The 16,164-nt window shown below is 60.8% G+C and carries 19 protein-coding genes; 1 reads left to right on the forward strand and 18 read right to left on the reverse strand.

Annotation, left to right across the window (positions count from 1 at the left end):
* Window positions 1-5: 5 nt before the first annotated feature.
* The 8 genes from OKW43_RS32805 to OKW43_RS32840 form a co-directional block, all read right to left on the reverse strand.
* The gene (locus OKW43_RS32805) at window positions 6-1,031 is read right to left on the reverse strand and encodes an ATP-binding protein (RefSeq protein WP_429452342.1); all 1,026 of its coding nucleotides are present in this window, start codon (window positions 1,029-1,031) and stop codon (window positions 6-8) included.
* Between the two features lie 265 nt (window positions 1,032-1,296).
* A complete protein-coding gene (locus OKW43_RS32810) occupies window positions 1,297-2,631 on the reverse strand; it encodes a hypothetical protein (RefSeq protein ID WP_429452344.1) in 1,335 nt (444 codons plus the stop codon).
* A gap of 103 nt (window positions 2,632-2,734) precedes the next feature.
* On the reverse strand, window positions 2,735-3,232 hold the full coding sequence (locus tag OKW43_RS32815; protein ID WP_429452345.1) for a hypothetical protein: 498 nt from the start codon (window positions 3,230-3,232) through the stop codon (window positions 2,735-2,737).
* A 241-nt stretch (window positions 3,233-3,473) separates the two neighbouring features.
* Entirely contained in the window at window positions 3,474-3,923 is a 450-nt protein-coding gene (locus tag OKW43_RS32820) for a hypothetical protein (RefSeq protein WP_429452347.1), read from the reverse strand.
* Window positions 3,920-4,312, reverse strand: coding sequence for a hypothetical protein (locus OKW43_RS32825; protein ID WP_429452349.1), 393 nt, complete (start codon window positions 4,310-4,312; stop codon window positions 3,920-3,922). The genes OKW43_RS32820 and OKW43_RS32825 overlap by 4 nt, the downstream gene beginning before the upstream one ends.
* Before the next feature lie 106 nt (window positions 4,313-4,418).
* Window positions 4,419-4,715, reverse strand: coding sequence for a hypothetical protein (locus OKW43_RS32830; protein ID WP_429452351.1), 297 nt, complete (start codon window positions 4,713-4,715; stop codon window positions 4,419-4,421).
* Between the two features lie 53 nt (window positions 4,716-4,768).
* Window positions 4,769-5,230 carry a hypothetical protein gene (locus tag OKW43_RS32835; RefSeq protein WP_429452353.1) on the reverse strand — a complete coding sequence of 154 codons (462 nt, stop codon included), beginning with the start codon at window positions 5,228-5,230 and terminating at the stop codon, window positions 4,769-4,771.
* A gap of 75 nt (window positions 5,231-5,305) precedes the next feature.
* Window positions 5,306-5,590, reverse strand: coding sequence for a hypothetical protein (locus tag OKW43_RS32840; protein WP_429452355.1), 285 nt, complete (start codon window positions 5,588-5,590; stop codon window positions 5,306-5,308).
* An 880-nt stretch (window positions 5,591-6,470) separates the two neighbouring features.
* Between OKW43_RS32840 and OKW43_RS32845 the strand changes: the two genes are divergently transcribed.
* Window positions 6,471-6,866, forward strand: a complete 396-nt coding sequence (locus tag OKW43_RS32845) for a hypothetical protein (protein WP_429452357.1) — start codon at window positions 6,471-6,473, stop codon at window positions 6,864-6,866.
* A gap of 47 nt (window positions 6,867-6,913) precedes the next feature.
* Here OKW43_RS32845 and OKW43_RS32850 read toward each other — a convergent pair whose 3' ends face one another.
* From OKW43_RS32850 to OKW43_RS32895, 10 genes are all read right to left on the reverse strand, one after another.
* Window positions 6,914-8,002: a hypothetical protein gene (locus OKW43_RS32850; RefSeq protein ID WP_429452359.1), complete on the reverse strand. Its 1,089-nt coding sequence runs from the start codon at window positions 8,000-8,002 to the stop codon at window positions 6,914-6,916.
* Between the two features lie 105 nt (window positions 8,003-8,107).
* A complete protein-coding gene (locus tag OKW43_RS32855) occupies window positions 8,108-8,539 on the reverse strand; it encodes a hypothetical protein (RefSeq protein ID WP_429452361.1) in 432 nt (143 codons plus the stop codon).
* Between the two features lie 131 nt (window positions 8,540-8,670).
* A complete protein-coding gene (locus OKW43_RS32860) occupies window positions 8,671-9,483 on the reverse strand; it encodes a PRTRC system ThiF family protein (protein WP_429452363.1) in 813 nt (270 codons plus the stop codon).
* A complete protein-coding gene (locus tag OKW43_RS32865) occupies window positions 9,480-10,115 on the reverse strand; it encodes a PRTRC system protein A (RefSeq protein WP_429452365.1) in 636 nt (211 codons plus the stop codon). Before OKW43_RS32865 ends, OKW43_RS32860 begins: the two co-directional genes overlap by 4 nt.
* The gene (locus OKW43_RS32870; RefSeq protein WP_429452367.1) at window positions 10,112-10,840 is read right to left on the reverse strand and encodes a PRTRC system protein B; all 729 of its coding nucleotides are present in this window, start codon (window positions 10,838-10,840) and stop codon (window positions 10,112-10,114) included. The genes OKW43_RS32865 and OKW43_RS32870 overlap by 4 nt, the downstream gene beginning before the upstream one ends.
* Before the next feature lie 10 nt (window positions 10,841-10,850).
* Window positions 10,851-11,993, reverse strand: a complete 1,143-nt coding sequence (locus OKW43_RS32875) for a PRTRC system protein F (protein ID WP_429452369.1) — start codon at window positions 11,991-11,993, stop codon at window positions 10,851-10,853.
* Window positions 11,994-12,086: 93 nt separating this feature from the next.
* Window positions 12,087-12,305, reverse strand: a complete 219-nt coding sequence (locus OKW43_RS32880; protein WP_429452371.1) for a PRTRC system protein C — start codon at window positions 12,303-12,305, stop codon at window positions 12,087-12,089.
* Between the two features lie 12 nt (window positions 12,306-12,317).
* On the reverse strand, window positions 12,318-12,800 hold the full coding sequence (locus OKW43_RS32885) for a PRTRC system protein E (protein WP_429452373.1): 483 nt from the start codon (window positions 12,798-12,800) through the stop codon (window positions 12,318-12,320).
* Between the two features lie 99 nt (window positions 12,801-12,899).
* Window positions 12,900-14,570: a PRTRC system ParB family protein gene (locus OKW43_RS32890; RefSeq protein WP_429452374.1), complete on the reverse strand. Its 1,671-nt coding sequence runs from the start codon at window positions 14,568-14,570 to the stop codon at window positions 12,900-12,902.
* 245 nt (window positions 14,571-14,815) lie between these two features.
* The gene (locus tag OKW43_RS32895; RefSeq protein ID WP_429447332.1) at window positions 14,816-16,144 is read right to left on the reverse strand and encodes an IS4 family transposase; all 1,329 of its coding nucleotides are present in this window, start codon (window positions 16,142-16,144) and stop codon (window positions 14,816-14,818) included.
* Window positions 16,145-16,164: the final 20 nt, after the last annotated feature.

The following is a 16,164-nucleotide window of genomic DNA, read 5'->3' on the forward strand; positions in this document are numbered from 1 at the left end:
GTGGCTTAATCGCCTTTGATGATCTTGCCGATCTCACCGCCCTGCGCCCGGATAAAGGCGTAGGAGTTGGCGACATCGGGCGAGCGTTGCAGCGAATCGCGCACGAGCAGCGCGGCGAACTCGCGGTGCCCCGCTTCGATCAGCCGCTCGGTGTACGTCACCACGCGCTCGAAATTCGCCTCGGTCGCGCGGCCCGCAAGTGCGGCGGTCACGGCATAGAGCGCTGACGTCTTCTCAGGAATCGGCGCCGTGTCCGGCGTCGCCAGAATCGCGTCCGGATTGGGCAGTTCGCGAAAGATCTGCAGAAAGCTGACAAGCTCCGTTGCAGCGCCCTCGCCGACCGATCCCGCGTAAGAGATGTGTTCCAGATGCTTCGGCACCACGCCCATCGTCTTCGCAACGAACCCCCAGCTTCGGGGACTCGGCACGTTCTCGATGTCACGCGACGTCTTCTGCACCGACAGCAGGTCCTGACGGAAACGCAGGAACGCGATCAGCTCGGGCGGCACACCCGAGCGAGCGGCCCAGGCCGTCCAACCGTCGATCGTCGGCTCGAGTTCCACCACCGTGGCAAAGCGGGAAATGACAGGGTCAAGAATCCCTGTCACGCCGGCATTGTCGGTGCGGCGGTTCGTGGCCGCGAGAAACGTCACATGCGATGGCAGCACGTGCTCCCCGACGCGACGCGCCAGCAGCAGTTGCATCTTCGCTGCCTGAACCGCGGGCGAGGCCTGCCCCAGATCGTCAAGGAACCAGATGAGCGGCCGTCTAGCCGTCATCGCGCGCTCCAGATCCCCGAACGGCAGGAACTTTGCAGTCGTGCCGTCGGCGGAAGGAAACGGCAACCCTTTCGAGTCGGTCGGATCTTCAACGACGGGATGGCTGATGAGCAGGTCGTGATCGGTGTCGCGAGCCGTCTGTTCGACGATGTCGCTCTTGCCGATACCCGGTCGACCGGTGATGAGGACCGGCAGACGCTTCGGGACGTACAGCGAGAGCAGCTCGGTCAGTTGTGCGGGCGTAACTTTCATGATGGCTTTCCAGAAAAGAGAAAGCCCCGAAAGGACTACGCCCGTAGGGACGTGGTCCCTGTGGGGCGATAAAAGAATGCCGATGTGTCGGCAAGGTCGATGCGTCAATGACGCGGTAGATGACACCAAGTGTAGGGAGCGCTGCGCGCACGCAATGCCCGAATCGTCGCTTTTTCATATGGCCTTACGTTTTGCGGCCGCACGGGCTGGACGAAAAAAAACCCGGCGCGAGGCCGGGTTGTCGAGAAGGACTGGATGAAGATGATCAGGCGTGGTGAGCCACCTGCGTCCGTGCGAATACGGCCGGATGGACGCTGACGGCAGCACGCACCGCTTGATGCACCTCAATAACACGCTGGCGAGCCTGCGAAGATCCGGCCGCTTCCCACTCAGCCAGACAGGCCTCGTCGTATCCGGCCAGCGCAAAGATGCCGCGACGACGCGTAGCAGCGCGCACACCGAGCAGCTTGATGCCGAAGATCTCGCACACTGTCTGCTTCGCAACGCGATTACGCTCGTCGGGGCAGTCCATGATCTTCAGCAGGTAGTGCACGTCGCCGCTGTCGATCGCTTCCGAGATCTCGTTTCCGAGAGCGAAAGTCTCCCGCCCGTGCTCCAGCAGCGCGATCTGCATCTGGAGGTCGAACGTCCGTTGAGAGATCTGCCCGGCCGAACGATCCTTGCGCAGCCGTGCCACCGCTGTATCGCGCCGCTTGTCCGCCATGTTCTGCCGGTAAACATCGGCAAACTTCGACACTGGCGTCCCAAGCGGCTCGGGGGTCGAGTAGCGATCAGGCAGGTTATGCGCCTGCACCAGCCCGTGACGGAACAGGAGATCGTCGACCTGCTCGAACGTCGGAGAATTCGACGCGAGCCTCATCGCCATCGCGAGCAGCGCTGCATTGCCCGAACTGATTCCGCCCTGTTCGCGCTGCATCACACTCGTCAGCACACGAACCTTGTCCGGCGGCATCGCCCCGCGCAGCTCCCGCACGTCGACCAGCACCCTGCCCCAGCTCATATCCATCGCGAACCTGTCGGGCAACTGGCGATACTCTTCCAGCACCGCTTCGGGAACATCCCAGCCTTCCGCGAGTGCGTACGCGACGTGAACTTCGTGTCGCCCGTTCCGATGCCGCGTGCGACCGTACTCCGGCCCCGCATAGCGAAACGCGAACCGCCGCTCGCTTTCCGACTGCAGCAGTTCGAACAGGTCCAGACGGCCTCGTGCATCAGCTGCCGCCTCGATCTGGTCGGACGAAAAAATCAGGCGGGGGTTAGATGTCAGGTCGAACGCATCGTAGAGCAGCTTCCAGTGTGAGCGCCGGATCTGCCATGCAGCCTGCAGGACGCCGTTCGGTCGGAAATATGCGCCGTCGATCTCATCAATCAACGATAGGAAAACGTCTCGGGCAGTGCCCGGCCGACGCACTGTGAGCGCGCCGTTGTGGCGGATGACCTGAACGGGCTGGCCGCCGTGCTCCAGTACGATTTCAGACGATTCAAGCGCAAGCAGGGGAGTATCGGTTCTGAACACTGCGAGTACTTCGAGCAGCGTGCCGATAGAGAGAGAAAGACCTGCGAAGGAAAGTTGATACACGATTCCTCCAGAAAAGAAAAAGCGGGCAATCGTTCCCTTGTCGGGCCGAGTGCCCGCAGAGGGTTGAATTGATGGTTGCGCCTTGCGACGCGAGGAAACTGGGTTAAGCGACGTCGATCGCGTTGGCGATAAAGCGCGCCAGTTGCCACGCCTGGTCCGCGACGAACACCTTTGCACGCAGAAGCGGCATCACGGCATATCCGCGGCCGACGGCGTCCGGTATTTCCGTGCGCGTGATCCAGTCGACGTGGACAATCCAGCCTTCGGATCTGCCAATGTCAACGGAGACAGCCACGCGGTTCCAGACGCTGTCCGCGGGCCAGACCCGGTCCATGCGCGCACCGCTGGTCGCTTCGTTGGGATCATCCAGCATGTTGGCTGCGACAAGCCACTCCGGCTCAAGCTCCGTACTGCGCAACACCTTGCAGAGCATCGAACAGACCTCTTCAACAGTCTTGCCTTCAACGTCCAGACGGTCACCGCACGGCAACGCATCAGCGCGTGCGCCGGCGATCGCGGCCACGACGCTTCCGTTTCCGACCGCCGAGGCGACGGCAACGGGCTGCTGATACTCCACGGGTTTTACAAATGCATGGTTCATTTCTGGTCTCACAAAAAGAAAAACGCGCCCGAAGGCGCGTTCAATGGTCGAAAAAGACGAAAAAAAAGCCGCTCCCCCGAAGGGTGCAGCCCTATACCTGTAGTGCGGCGCTAGGCCACTTTCTCAGTCGCGTTTGCCCCACTCGCGTTCGCGATCGGCGCGTCGACCGTTCTCGGCCGTCCACATGAAGAACGCAGCGATCGAAACGCCGACCACCAGGGTGATGATACTTGCGGTCATTTCAATCTCCTTTCATATTTAAAAAGCCTGCGTACCACAATAGTACCCCAACAACGGCGAGACTTACCGCGCCTACCACTGTTGGCAAATCAAAGGCTGTCGAAGCATGCACGAATCCGACAAAACCGCCGATGGAGGCCGCCGACAACGTGTGCATGAATCTGGCATTTTGCTGCCGCTGGTCTTTCGTTGGCTTCAATACCTGCCGAAAACCTGATTGCTGTCCAGGTATGGCGATCTTCCGCGATCCACTCGAATCGACCGTGACCGCCAGCGTGAAACCGTTGTACTCGAGCACGAAAGACGGTGAACACTCGGTTTCGTCCATCACTTCCAACAGAGCATGAAGACGCGGAGGCAGATGTACCAGCCCCGTTTCCGGGTCAAGCATAACTCTCTCCGTAATCGTAGTGCCGCCCGTGTACTCGACTTTGACCTTCGCCAGTTTCATCGCCGCCCTCCGGACGAGGTGTCGATGCCACTTGCCAGCCGGAGGCCATCGAGGAACGACTGATAGCCACGCGTCGTCTCGATCTGCTCGAGCGGCACGTAGTTTTCGCCCCCACCCGTAAGGTCCGAGCGGCCGCGGCGCGTGCGGAAGCTGAGGGCTACAGCCTTTTGACAAGGCCGGTCCAGCACGTCGACAAACAGCGTCTCGGTGCGAAGCGAAACACGCCCCGGAGAATTGCAGCGCGACGGCTCGACGACAATTTCATGGGACCGAAGACGCAGGTCTTGCGCGACACGTCGAAGAACGCGCGAGGCCTGCTGCTGGAGAGCAGCGGTAGCGCCGGCGCCAGCGGATCGACGATCCGCGTAGAACAGCTTGGGAAATTTCATAACGAACCTCGAATAGACGAGGCGACTCCCTTGCGGGGAGTTGCCGCGCAAGGGAAGCGCGTCCAGTTCGGACGCGCACATAACTAATAGACCGCTGTCTAGCCGGCTAACCCAATTTGCTGAGGAAACGCGACCTGTATGCGTCAAGCTCCGGTCGAAGGCGCGCGAATCTCGCGTCGCCGTAGCCATCACTCAAACGCCCCACTTCCGCAAAGAACAGCGGCCGGGCACCGATCGGGTCAAAGTCAGGGTGCGCGACGATAGCCGCAAACTCCCGAACATCCCCAGCCTGCGCAGCAACTTCCACCGGACGCATTCCGTAGAAGTTCACTGCGTTAACCGCGTCGATCTCCGGCTTCCATCCCGAAGTGCGACCGTGCGTAACAAGCTCGTAGCCATTCATAACAACCTCCTGGATCGTCGAAGAAAAGTGGTTCGTGCTGACGGATGCGACCTTCAGTGCGTAATCCGGAAACCGGACCCGCTGGAAACGAGATAGACGTGTTCGCCGGGAGCGAACTGCTGATCGTCGACCTGCGTCACAACAACTGTCTGCCCGTTGGCGCGACGCAAAAAGACTTCAACGCCGCTGTGACGCGACATCGCAGCGCTGACGTGTTGGGAAATGAACCCGGCAGCAGCGCCCGACAGAGCGCCGGAGATGTAACGGCCGCGCCCGTTCCCGATGATCTGGGAGCCGAGGAAAGCGCTGGCCGCGGAACTCACAATCGAGGTCAGCCCTGACGAATCCGAACTGGACTCGATCGTGATCTGGCGGACGCGGACGATGGTCGCCTCCTCCATCTGGCCGATGTGCTGCACGTCGTAACGCTGGTACGTATTCGGCGAGCCGAAATCCGCACTCGCGCAAGCGGTCAGAAGTGAGAGAAGAACGACGCTGATAATGAGCTTGAACATGATTGCCTCAACGAGATGAAGGGCAACCATCCCGTCAGGGAGGTTGCCCCGACGGGGAAAGAAAACGTGGATCAGTTATGACGCAAGACGGGTGAGGTAATGCAGATCAACCCGACCATTGCTGACGAGCTCGCGCTCAGCGTCGAACGCGAAGTCGTAGTCAAACTTCACTGTTGCCGTCCCGTCGCTCGAGAGATAGAGAATGGAGCCACTGAACGTCCTGATAGGCAAAGTCGCGACAGCTTGCGCGAGAACACGCTGGTTTTCGCGAAAGCCCCACTTTTCCGAGACCCTGACAGGGCCTGCGGAAACTGCCAGAACTCGTGCGAGCGCTTCGGAAATGATGACTTGCTGTGTCATGGTGCGGCTCCTGAAAACAGGGAGCCGTTCCCATTAGGGAGGAGGCTCCCAGATGGGTACATGAAATAAGACGGGCGAGAGATCCGCCGTCAGCTACGGCTTGCAACGAACGATGGGAAAGCCCATCGCGAAAGGAAAAAGGCCGACGCGAACGTCAGCCTTTTCGATAGACCGTTCAGGTGAACGGCGTGGAGAGAAAAATGAACGGTCCTGGAGAGGATCGTGTCGAGGTCGATGCGCAGTAGCGCAGGGAATGAAGCCAGTCTATCGGCACAAGGCACGGGCCACGCCCGCAATGCTCCAGATTTCCACCCGTCTCTCGCTGGCCGCGTCACACAACGGGCGAAAAAAAGGCCAGCCCAAAGGCTGGCCTGAAGAGTTCGTCTTTCCGAGGGTGGTCGTTACGAACAAGAGAGAGACTTCATTGTATCGACGTGCCCGAGCGCCAATCCTCCGAAAAGACGCCTCATTCGGGGCCGATTCGCTTTCGCCGGAATCGGCACTGGCGACGCCTTGACTTTGCGCTGCAACTGCGAAGATGAACCACGATCACTTCCACTGCGCGCCATGTCCCTCCAGATCATCGACCTCTCGTCGCTCCGCGAACGCCTCACCAGCCCGGCCACGCGTGTCCAGCGAACCGTCGCCAGCACCGCAGAAGTGAACGCGCTTCGGCGCGCTTGTTGGCATCGACGTCGAACACACTTCAGCGGAGACGGTTCTTCTGCGCTACGACGCGCTGCTTGCCGAGAGCGCCGCTCGCGGCGCGACGCAAGGTGCGCGTGAGTTGCCGCTCCAGGCGGCTTTTGCTTTCTGACGACCGTGGGCGGTTATCGCCGCCCCACTCATTTTCCAACCAACCGAAAAGGGGTAATCCTCCATGCGCAACGACGCAACCACGTCACTCATCGCTCTCTGCATTCTGGGCGTCCTCGCATTTTTACTCTGGCTCTCGCGCAGTCTTGGCGCCAGTTTTTCGTCCGTATGCACTGCGGCCATGCCGATCCTCTTCTGCGCCGTCATAGCGCTTCTCGCGTGGCGCTTCCTCGACGATTTCGGCTTCCCACTGCTTGCGGGTTTTCTCGTGGTCAGTTGGCCCGCGGTCTGGCCGGTGCTCGATAGCATCGCGAGCGGGGGGCGTGACGCCGATACGTTCTTCCATCCAATGAGCGAACCGCTCGTCAGCAGTGACTGGCTGAAATGGGGAGTCGAGGCCCTGTTTGTTGGGCTACTCGCCCTGGCGATCTACCTGCGTCGTCGTCGACGTTACTGGTAAGAAAAAAAAGCGCCGCCCCTTTCGGGTGCGGCGCTTGTCGTCAGAGATTAGGCAAGTTCGAGAATCAGCTGGGCGAGATCCGTGCATGGCGTCGTATGGACCGCCTGCGTCGACGCTGCGTCTTCCGGTACGGTCCACGTCACCTGCTGGCTGCGCAGATTGCACAGTTTGTACATCGCGGAGCCGCGCGGCTCGACCGGGATTTCGCCAAACCGGGAACTGAACTGCGCAGGCGCCCGGCCCTGAACGTCTGCCAGGCCGAGATACACAGCAAGTTCATCAGCAACCCGCGCGCAATACTCTTCAATGCCTTCCGGCGACCGGGTGACGTTAATGACTGTGTCCCCCGGCAGCGGGTCGGCGTTCGTCAGTAGCTGCCGATAAGCCGGAATCGCACCCTTCGCGAAACCGGGCGCTTCCATCTCCAGCGGATACGCAACCTCGGTAATGAAGGTTCCGATCGCCGAATACTGCCAGCCAGCGTTGTCCCACGGTTGTCCGCCGAACGATACCAGCCGGTTCTCATCATCGATCTTGTAGCATCGAACCTTGGGCATGCGATCCAGCGCCGTTGGCCTGCGAGGCGGCAGATTCAGGTCCGCGTCCACGAGGACACCTGAGCAGTCATCCTCGCGTAGCACCCGCCACGCGCTGAGCGCGCCCCTTTCGCCGTAAATAGCTTCGAGAAGCGCAGCATCGCGGACAAGCGGGAGTTCCGCTTTTCCACTCACGACCTCCTCTACGCGGTCAGCAAACCCTGCGGCGACCAGACTGCTACGGACGTCATCAAGCGCCGCTTCGGGAAGCGCCGCCCGGAAGGACGTCGAGACATCCAGCCGGATCGCCAGGTCAGGAAGCCGGAACGGCTTGGCCAGCAAGGATCGCCACGTCGCAATGTAGTTTTCCGGTTTGATGTACCCGGAACGGCTTTGCAACATGCCGCCCTCGCACGACGAAGCGTGCCGGAACACCCTTCTCATCACGTCGGCATATCGCCCGAAGGCGATGGCTGACCACTGGTCAATGTGTGGATAACAGTTCTTCTCGTACGTCCGTTCAAACAGCGCGAACATCCATTCGCCATCGACCGTCTGAAATGCGCCGGCCTTCTTTCCGGTCAATACAGTTGCACCCATTTTGAAGCTCCGATATGTGATCGCGGAGCAGCCCCCACCGGGCTGCGCCCGCTGAGGGAAATAGGAAAAACGCCGCCCACAAGGGGCGGCATCAAACAGGTCTCGTTACGACCGGGGACGCGCAGGCATCTCGGCAGAGACAACCAGTGCTCGCACGCATGCAAAAATCCCGGCGTACATAACAAGCGTCAGCAGGCCCGCGAGCCAGCCCTTGCCGCCGAATCCGGCGAGCGCGCCGCAAAGAAAACAGACCTTTGTGGTGGCACCTGTAATCAGCCAGCCTGCCAGGCGCCGGCCGCGCGAAGCAATGGCATCGAGAAATGCATTCCGACGCCTTTCTGTCGCAACTGACGCCGCGAGCAGCAACGCAATGACCGCGGGCACTGCGAGCAGCCGTTCCCCGACTTGGGGACTGGCGAACTCACGGTGTTGCAGAATCGTCTGCGCGAGCGGTGCCAGCACCGGCACGGCAGAATGGTTTGCCGCAAACGAAACGGCCGCTCCCGCGACCGCAGACGCGGCGTAGCGGATGAACATTTTGCCGACCGAAGTCGACGGTTTGGGTTGGGTCATTGAGACCTCCGGTTGGATATGGGTAGGAGACGCCCGCCGAAGCGGGGACATCCTGGTATAGACACGCCACGCCCTCACTTTCGAGGAATGTGGCGTCAGGCAGCGACCTTGGCCCTTGCAGGCTTTCTGGTCTTTTTCACAGGTGGCTTTGGCGCGTCATAGCCAAAGCGCGCCCATGCCGCCGGATCAATGGGTATCGGGTTCGTTCTCCCCGTTGCGAGGTTCACAAACACGCCCGAGAAATTGAGGCCGCCGTTGCGAAACAGTGACCACAACAGATTGAACGCCTGCACCGAGATTGCCTGGTTGATGACGAGCGACTGCTTGCGCAGTGCGTCCGCCATCGAGCACGACGGCGTATCGTCGGCCTTGTCATTCTTCGGATTCAGCAGGTCGGGAAACAGGTCACCCACGTGAGGTAGCCTGTCATGCCGCGCCTTACCGAACTCCCCAAGAATCACCTGGCCACGATCCGTCTCGTTGCCGCAGTCGAGGTAATAGCGAACCTTGCCCCGCTTCGCAGCCTGCGCGATCGCATGACGCGCACGCCTCGAATCGACGCAGCCAATCACCATGTCCGCATACAGATTCAGCTTCGAATCGACGCGGCGCGGCTCGGCCGTCCAGTTCGTTCCCATCAGCAGGTTCAGGCGGTTCACCAGCAGCGTCGCCTTGTACTGGCCGACGTCGTTTGGATAGAAGCCCTGCCTGCCAACGTTGAACTCGCTGACCGTGTCATCGTCGTAGACCACACATTCGATCCCGCCCGGATGCCCGAGCTCGACCATCGCGTGATGCAGCCGTGCAAGTGAAGGAAGCAAGGCGCTGCCAGTCCCGCCAGCGCCCACGACCACCACCTTCCACGGCCCGCTCAGCATGTGCGCAGGTGTCGTATGGAGTAGCGTCATACGACCTCCCGGGCCAACGCAGCCTGCCAGCGCTCTGGTATAGCGCGCTGGACCTCAAACCGGCCCTTTGCGCACAACCGCAGCGCAACGGACGGCGTCTGATGGCAGTGGCCAAGCACAAGCGCCAGCTTCACATCGTGCTGATCGTCACGATCATCGGTCGATGAAAAGAACGCCTTGCCGTGGCCATGCGAATGGCAGTCAACCACCAGCCATTCGCCAGCTTCCAGTTGCGGACGCTCGTAATGGAGGTGATCCGGGCTGTGCGACAACGAAGGAAGCGGCACCAACCGGAACGCGCCAGTCGACGCGCTCCAGGTGATCCACGCCCCAACCTCGTTGGGCAAAGCCGCATGCGCCATCCGTGCGAACCCGGCAACCATCTCTCCGGGGACAGCACCGCAGCGGACTTCCGTCGCATTGGCCGCCTCGCCATACGGCACCGGCGTGCGCCAGCCATACGAGCCCAGCAGCCGGACAAGCCGTATCCAAGGCCGGTTGATTTCAAGGAACACGCCATTGGACGCGATGAGCAGCCGCTCGCCAGCCGCGGACATCGGGACAACCGGTTCGCGCGCCGGCACCATGACGGACGGGAACGAACCCTGAAGCACCTGATCGACCTGATTCATTGCTGACCTCCGATCTTTCCGGCGACGAGCTTGCCCGCCGTTGCGTCTTTCATCGGCACCAGCGCATCGAGTGGAAACGCCTCGAAGCTGCCGTCGAGCATGTCTTTCCAGAACGCGTAGAAGCCGTTCTTGTACTCGACACGCTTGCCGCCGTGGTTCGGGTGAGTGAAGGCCGAAGTAAAAAAGCCCTCTTCCCATCCAGCGATCGCCGCGACCTCAATGCGACGCGGGACGTTGGCCGAACCGATGCAAATCTTGCCCCTGTCCCACGTGTTGAAGTACGGAGGCTCAAAAAGCGGTGTGGATGGTTCGGGTCTGCTGTCGCCTTTCAGCGCGAAGACACTGAAGCCACTGATGCTGGCCTGAAAGACCAGTCCCGGATGAGGCACGATCGCACTGCGCTCACCCAGCTCCTCACACCTGAAAAACACGCGTCGGGGAGCCGGCGGGCACCACCACGTCACTGCCGCCGACGTCACCCCAAGCACAGTCGCGGGGAGAAAATCGGCTTTAGGCGCGGCATTGCGATCCAGCTGCATCAGCGCATCGATCAGGGCGTTCCGATCAAGCGGCCGACCGGCACCGATAATCGGGCGCCCGGTTTTGCGTTCCGCAGCGACAGGATGCACCGTTGCATAGTGCGAACCATTCTGAGCGGTATAAAGCAGCAGGGCTGACGACAACGCAACGTCGTGACCCGTCTGGCCAATCGAAACATGTTTCATTGGAAAACTCCTAGTTAGGGTCCACCACCAGCGCCAGAAGACGGTCCAGGTGGTGAAGCATGCGCAAGCCAAGGCTCCATTGGGCGTACTGCTCGCGGATGCCCTGTCGTGTGTTGGAAAAAGTGATGAAGCGGCTGTACTCGGTCGCTTCGCCCGCCTGGAATGCGTTCTCCATGTGGTCGTCAAGCAACTCACCTGTTCGCTCGTTGTGCGCGAGGAGCAGCGTGCAGCCCGAATAGATCGGTTGCGCGTCATAGCCATCAGAAAGGCACCCGGACTTGCCTGCCTTGCGTAACAGGTGCTTCAGGGCGAGCAGTTCCACGCACACCCTTGCCACCATTGCAGGAGACGCCTTGCGCAGCTCCCGCAACTCGTTATCCGAAAGCGTTGAAGACCGTGAACGGCGTCCTTCGACTTTTGCCGGAACGCGGATTTCGTCAGGACAGAGTAGCGGCCGAAGTACGGATGGCAGATAGCGATCGATTGCATCGCCGTCGCCATACATCTCCTGCAGCCACTCACGCACGTCCTCATCGGTCGCGCTTTCGTCGCCCTCCCAGTGCATGCAGGACGCCTCGCACACGAACCAGCCGGGCGTACGAATCAAGACTGTCTTGGCGGACACGCGATCTACCGTGTTGAAGATCGTGTGCAGCAGCAGTGGATGGGCGCGTCGGAGCGGCTCTACCAGAGCGCCGACCTCGTGCACCCATTCATCAGAGCACTTCACGCCGAGATGCAATGGCGTGCGGGGCTTGAACTCATCGTGGTCGTACTGATGCTGGATCGCATCATTGACTGCGTTGGTGTCACACAGATCCAGTCCGAACGACAAGAAGCGAAGCGGCGCCGGCAACTGCCGACGCGCCCACGCAAAGAAAGCCTGCTGGAACGCGTCCACCGGACTGACAGGCGCCTCTACGTCAGCCGCGAGAAGCGGCCCGTGCCTGAACTGCTCAAGCACGACCGCATCAACCGAGGTGTCCTCGCGCCATTTCAGCGATGCGCGCACAGGAACGTCTTCAGCGATATCCGGCAGCGTCAGAACACAATCGGCAGATCGATCTCGGGCAATGGCAGCGACTGGCGGTTGCCAGGACGCACCGGCGCCCGCATCGACCGGTCTATCAGTGAATGAAGGATCGAACAGCATTGGCGAACCTCGTCGTCATATAAAAAAACCGCCCCGGGCGGTTCCTGGTTGAACCCGTTGGCCGGGTCGGCGAGAGCCTTGAGAAGCGTCTGCTTACGCATACGAACCCTTGGCGCCTGCCGCACGGACAAACTCGTAGGTTGCGACATCGCCCGTGAATTCGGGGCCGTCGACGGACGCGGTCGTCAGCTCGGGATACTGCGCCGAGTAGAGATCGCGAACATCTTCGGGCGAGAACGCCGGGCCGGGGTCGGCAAAGGCAACGCCGTTATAGGAGAACTGGCGAACAAGAGCGGTGATCGAAATCGACATGACCGTGCCTCCTTAAAAGAGCGAAGCGAGATCGGTGCCGTTCGAAGCCGGAGCAGCAGGCGCCGAAGCGGCTGCCGCACCGCCGTTCTCTGCGGTACCGGCTTGGGCGGCCGACGAATCGGTGTCACCCTCATCGTCCGACTCGTCCGCTCCTGGTGACGCCTGGGCAGAGACTGGCGAACTTCTGCCGCCCTTGCCGGAGAGGGCCTTGGTCGCTTTCGTGACCTGGGCCTTCTGCGCTTCACCGAGGATTGCGGTGGTAGCCGCCACCTGTTCCGCCAGCGACGCATGAGCGCCGGTGTAGGTCGCGACGTGCTCCGCAAAGCCAGCATCGAGTTCGGCGGCCGTAGCCGTCATTACGAGCGGTTGACGCAGCGCCGTGTCTTTCGCCTCGCCTTCCGGCATGACGAACACGACCATTGCATCTCCCTTCATCTTGATGACCAGCTTCAGCGCGCCGCACGACTTCAACAGCGGTTCAATTTCAACGAACATAAAAACTCCTGAAAGAAAAAAGGACCGCCCGTCGGCAGTCCATAAGAGAAGAGAAGCGGACACAGAATGCCCGCTTCGGTCGATGCGCCGGAGGGCGCGTTAATACTTCAGAACCTTCGGAAACTTGCCGGTGTAGTCGAAGCCCTTGACGTTGAGCAGCGCCTCGATGACTTCCGCCTTCGATTTGGCAAACACCTTTTTGAACTCGTCGCCGAGCGCGGCACGGATGCCAAGCTCGTCAGCCACCACCATCATTTCCGACTTCGTGATCAGTTCCAGAAACTCCTTGCAGAGCTTCCAGTGCTGATTGAGGTCGAGTTGATGATGACGGCACAGACTCGTCAGATGGTGAACGTCCAGACCCTGGATCGCGGCGACCGTCACGCCGGTGACAGCAAGCGCGAGCTTGTCGTCATCGACCGCGGCCACGGATATTGCCGTTTTCGCAACATCCGACACGGCGATCTTTTCTTCGGTCAGTTTTTCCCAGATGCCCTTCATCGTCGAGTCATCGACACAGCGGGCCTGTCCGGCGAGGGCGATCGAGACAAGGTATCGCTGGGCCAGCGCGGCATTCGCGCCGACCTCGCGACGCAGGGCTTTACGCCACAACGCCACGCGATACGTCTTGATGCGGTCCGATTCGGCTACAACCGTCGCCGGCGGATTACTCGTCGTCGACGGTGCCGCGCCGGTGGCTTTGGCCGCAGCCTTTGCCGCACCTGTTCCGTCCGCTTTCGTCTCAGACTTCGGCTGCGCGGCAGCTTTCTCAGCCTGCAGGCGTTTCGCGACCATCTTCATGTTGCAGACGGTGTCGAAGCACTGGCCCTTGTAGACCTTGCCGACCGAATCCGGCAGACCGCTGACAGCGGCGCCGTAGTTCTGGCATGCGTGACACGCCTTCGCCTGTTCCTCGCCGACTCCTTTTGCCCCTTCAACAGCAAGCTGGATCCGGGTATGGTTGTCGCCCGCGCGCACAATGCGCACGACGGGAAAATCATCGCGAAGGCCCGTGGCCACCGCCTCAAGCTGTTTCTCCGTTTTCTCGTTGAAACAGGTTCGGTTCGTACAGTTGCCCGTGGCAATGGACTCGCCGAACATCTCGCCCTGAGTGGACGAGTTGTGAGGACAGTTGGCACAGTCGGCCTTGTCGAATATCGCGGCCGATAACGAACAGGCGACCTGCTCGATCGTTTTCTTCAACTCGGCGACGGGCTTGCCCTCCGAAATGATGAAGGGCAGCAGCTTGTCCTGCGTTTCTTTCGGAAGCGCGGCCAGCAGTTCTGCATGGCCCAGGAGGATCTGCCGCGTGTTGAGCGCTTCGAGAACGGAAGCGCTACAGTTCATCAGCGCGAGGCGCTTGTCGAGCGTGGCGCGCGACCATCCGAAGATGCGCGCGACCTCGTCCCGATCGCCCTTGCACAGCCCTACCTGCTCGGCTGCTGCAATGGCTTCCTCGGCAGGCGACATATCCGCACGCTGGATGTTCTCGATGATCGCAAGCTGTTTCGCCTCGACCTCATCGATTTCCTTCACGACGACGGGTATCTCGTAATCCTCGCCATGCGCCGTGAGGGCCGCCTTGTATCTTCGGCCACCAGCAACGAGAGCGAAGCCGCCATCGGCAAGCGTACGGACAATGACAGGCTGGATAACGCCCTTTTCGCGGATCGAAGCCGTCAACTCTTCCATTTCCGCCGGATCGAAGTACGTGCGGGGGTTGGTAGCGATGGTGATCTGTTTAAGGGCAAGAGTAGGTTGTTGTTGCATTGCGGGTCTCCAGAGAGGGAACCCAGCCCCGTCGGGAGTGAGTTCCCGAAGGGTTGAACAACAATGGGCCGGTCAAAACCGGCAAGTCGATGCGTCAAGGACGCGGGTGATAGCGCAAAGATACCGCCGCGCCTACGGCCATTCGACGCGCAAAGCTCGCGTAAACGCAGTGCCTTTCCGGTAAACGAAACAGGCCAGCGCATTTCGCGGACGAAAAAAAACCCGGCACGAAGCCGTAATGCCGTTCAGTTAAGGTCTCTCTTCAGGAATCGAACGGTGTAACGGAAAGGTCTGGATTTGACGGCCCGGGCGCAAGTGCGCCCGGGCCGTTTTTCGTTGGGAAGCTGCTTGAGCCGCTCGCGCAAGCGAGTCAGCAGCATGGGAAGTTTGCCGTACGAGCGCGTCACGGCCGCCCATGTCATTTCATACTGGATGATATGGAAGGCCCGAATAAAGCTCAGATCCTCAGGCGCGTGCCCAGCATCAAGCGCGGCTTTGGCTATTTCCAGACGGATCAGGTTGTAGGCGACCAGGGCGCCCCAAAGCTCCTGGTAGACCCCTTGCACAGTCTGACTGCGAAGCGTCAGCTCCATGCCCAGCATCGACTGCTTCAATTCATGGTAGCTGGTCTCGATCTGCCAGCGACGCTCGTAGCACGCCACGATGTCGGCCGCCTTGAAACGCCGTCGATCGGTCAGGGACGTCAGCAAGATCCGTTGCCTGCCGCGGACATCGACGGCAAGCACCGCGCGGGCCTCCCAGAATTCGGGTAGTTGCGGGCATTTCGTTCGTGCCTGCGGCGAAACGCGCATGCGCACGATCTGGTCCCCTTCGTGCCCCCTCACCACCTCCCAACGCGTATTGGACTTGGCCGGGATGATGAAATGCCGGTTCTCGCCACCCGAGACCAGGTTGCATAGCAACTGGGCCGACAGGAACCCCTTGTCGAACACGGTAATGGAGTTATCTGGCACGCGCGGGATAAGCTCACGCGCCCAGATCATCTCATTGATGTCGTAAGGACCGAAGCTGGCATCGCGCACCAGACGCGTCGCAATGGTGGTGAGCGTGACTGCGCGCAATTGAGGATAGCTGCCCACCCGGTCATGAGTGGCGGCTGAGGCGCCAAAGTGCTTGCGGTTGGCGGCACTGTCGGCGGTTTGCAGCGTGGTGCCATCCATCGCGAACAGCGCGAAGCCCTTGAAGAGATACTTCGCCTGATCCTGCGCGACCCAGTTCCTGGCCGATTCGTGAAACAGCCACGCCAGAGGAGCGGCGCCGGTGCGCTGCCGCGCCTGGGCGATGGCGCTTTTACTGACAAATGACGCTTGCGGTGTGGGTAAGGCAAGGTCCAGTTCGTCAACGACCTCACTGATCGACTGGTGCCGGTACAACGCCAGCGCAATCACCAGCCATACGACCTGCTGCGCGGGTAGCCGGCGCCGACGAATGCTCGCACTGGCACTGGCCTGTACCGCACATTCGATCCACTCGTACGGAAGATGCTGCCCCAGCCGGTCCCATTCGAACGGCCGCTGTGATTCGACCAATGGGCGTAGATCATCGACCAGCATGGCGATGAAAGTTAACACCC

It is taken from the genome of Paraburkholderia sp. WC7.3g, from assembly GCF_050436345.1.
In the GTDB taxonomy this organism is placed as follows: domain Bacteria; phylum Pseudomonadota; class Gammaproteobacteria; order Burkholderiales; family Burkholderiaceae; genus Paraburkholderia; species Paraburkholderia podalyriae.

What these genes read in the sequence shown, in the direction of transcription:
- OKW43_RS32805 (WP_429452342.1), bottom strand. Translation starts at nt 1,031, where the DNA reads ATGAAAGTTACGCCCGCACAACTGACCGAGCTGCTCTCGCTGTACGTC.
- OKW43_RS32815 (WP_429452345.1), bottom strand. Translation starts at nt 3,232, where the DNA reads ATGAACCATGCATTTGTAAAACCCGTGGAGTATCAGCAGCCCGTTGCC.
- OKW43_RS32820 (WP_429452347.1), bottom strand. Translation starts at nt 3,923, where the DNA reads ATGAAACTGGCGAAGGTCAAAGTCGAGTACACGGGCGGCACTACGATT.
- OKW43_RS32825 (WP_429452349.1), bottom strand. Translation starts at nt 4,312, where the DNA reads ATGAAATTTCCCAAGCTGTTCTACGCGGATCGTCGATCCGCTGGCGCC.
- OKW43_RS32830 (WP_429452351.1), bottom strand. Translation starts at nt 4,715, where the DNA reads ATGAATGGCTACGAGCTTGTTACGCACGGTCGCACTTCGGGATGGAAG.
- OKW43_RS32835 (WP_429452353.1), bottom strand. Translation starts at nt 5,230, where the DNA reads ATGTTCAAGCTCATTATCAGCGTCGTTCTTCTCTCACTTCTGACCGCT.
- OKW43_RS32840 (WP_429452355.1), bottom strand. Translation starts at nt 5,590, where the DNA reads ATGACACAGCAAGTCATCATTTCCGAAGCGCTCGCACGAGTTCTGGCA.
- OKW43_RS32845 (WP_429452357.1), top strand. Translation starts at nt 6,471, where the DNA reads ATGCGCAACGACGCAACCACGTCACTCATCGCTCTCTGCATTCTGGGC.
- OKW43_RS32850 (WP_429452359.1), bottom strand. Translation starts at nt 8,002, where the DNA reads ATGGGTGCAACTGTATTGACCGGAAAGAAGGCCGGCGCATTTCAGACG.
- OKW43_RS32855 (WP_429452361.1), bottom strand. Translation starts at nt 8,539, where the DNA reads ATGTTCATCCGCTACGCCGCGTCTGCGGTCGCGGGAGCGGCCGTTTCG.
- OKW43_RS32860 (WP_429452363.1), bottom strand. Translation starts at nt 9,483, where the DNA reads ATGACGCTACTCCATACGACACCTGCGCACATGCTGAGCGGGCCGTGG.
- OKW43_RS32865 (WP_429452365.1), bottom strand. Translation starts at nt 10,115, where the DNA reads ATGAATCAGGTCGATCAGGTGCTTCAGGGTTCGTTCCCGTCCGTCATG.
- OKW43_RS32870 (WP_429452367.1), bottom strand. Translation starts at nt 10,840, where the DNA reads ATGAAACATGTTTCGATTGGCCAGACGGGTCACGACGTTGCGTTGTCG.
- OKW43_RS32875 (WP_429452369.1), bottom strand. Translation starts at nt 11,993, where the DNA reads ATGCTGTTCGATCCTTCATTCACTGATAGACCGGTCGATGCGGGCGCC.
- OKW43_RS32880 (WP_429452371.1), bottom strand. Translation starts at nt 12,305, where the DNA reads ATGTCGATTTCGATCACCGCTCTTGTTCGCCAGTTCTCCTATAACGGC.
- OKW43_RS32885 (WP_429452373.1), bottom strand. Translation starts at nt 12,800, where the DNA reads ATGTTCGTTGAAATTGAACCGCTGTTGAAGTCGTGCGGCGCGCTGAAG.
- OKW43_RS32890 (WP_429452374.1), bottom strand. Translation starts at nt 14,570, where the DNA reads ATGCAACAACAACCTACTCTTGCCCTTAAACAGATCACCATCGCTACC.
- OKW43_RS32895 (WP_429447332.1), bottom strand. Translation starts at nt 16,144, where the DNA reads ATGCTGGTCGATGATCTACGCCCATTGGTCGAATCACAGCGGCCGTTC.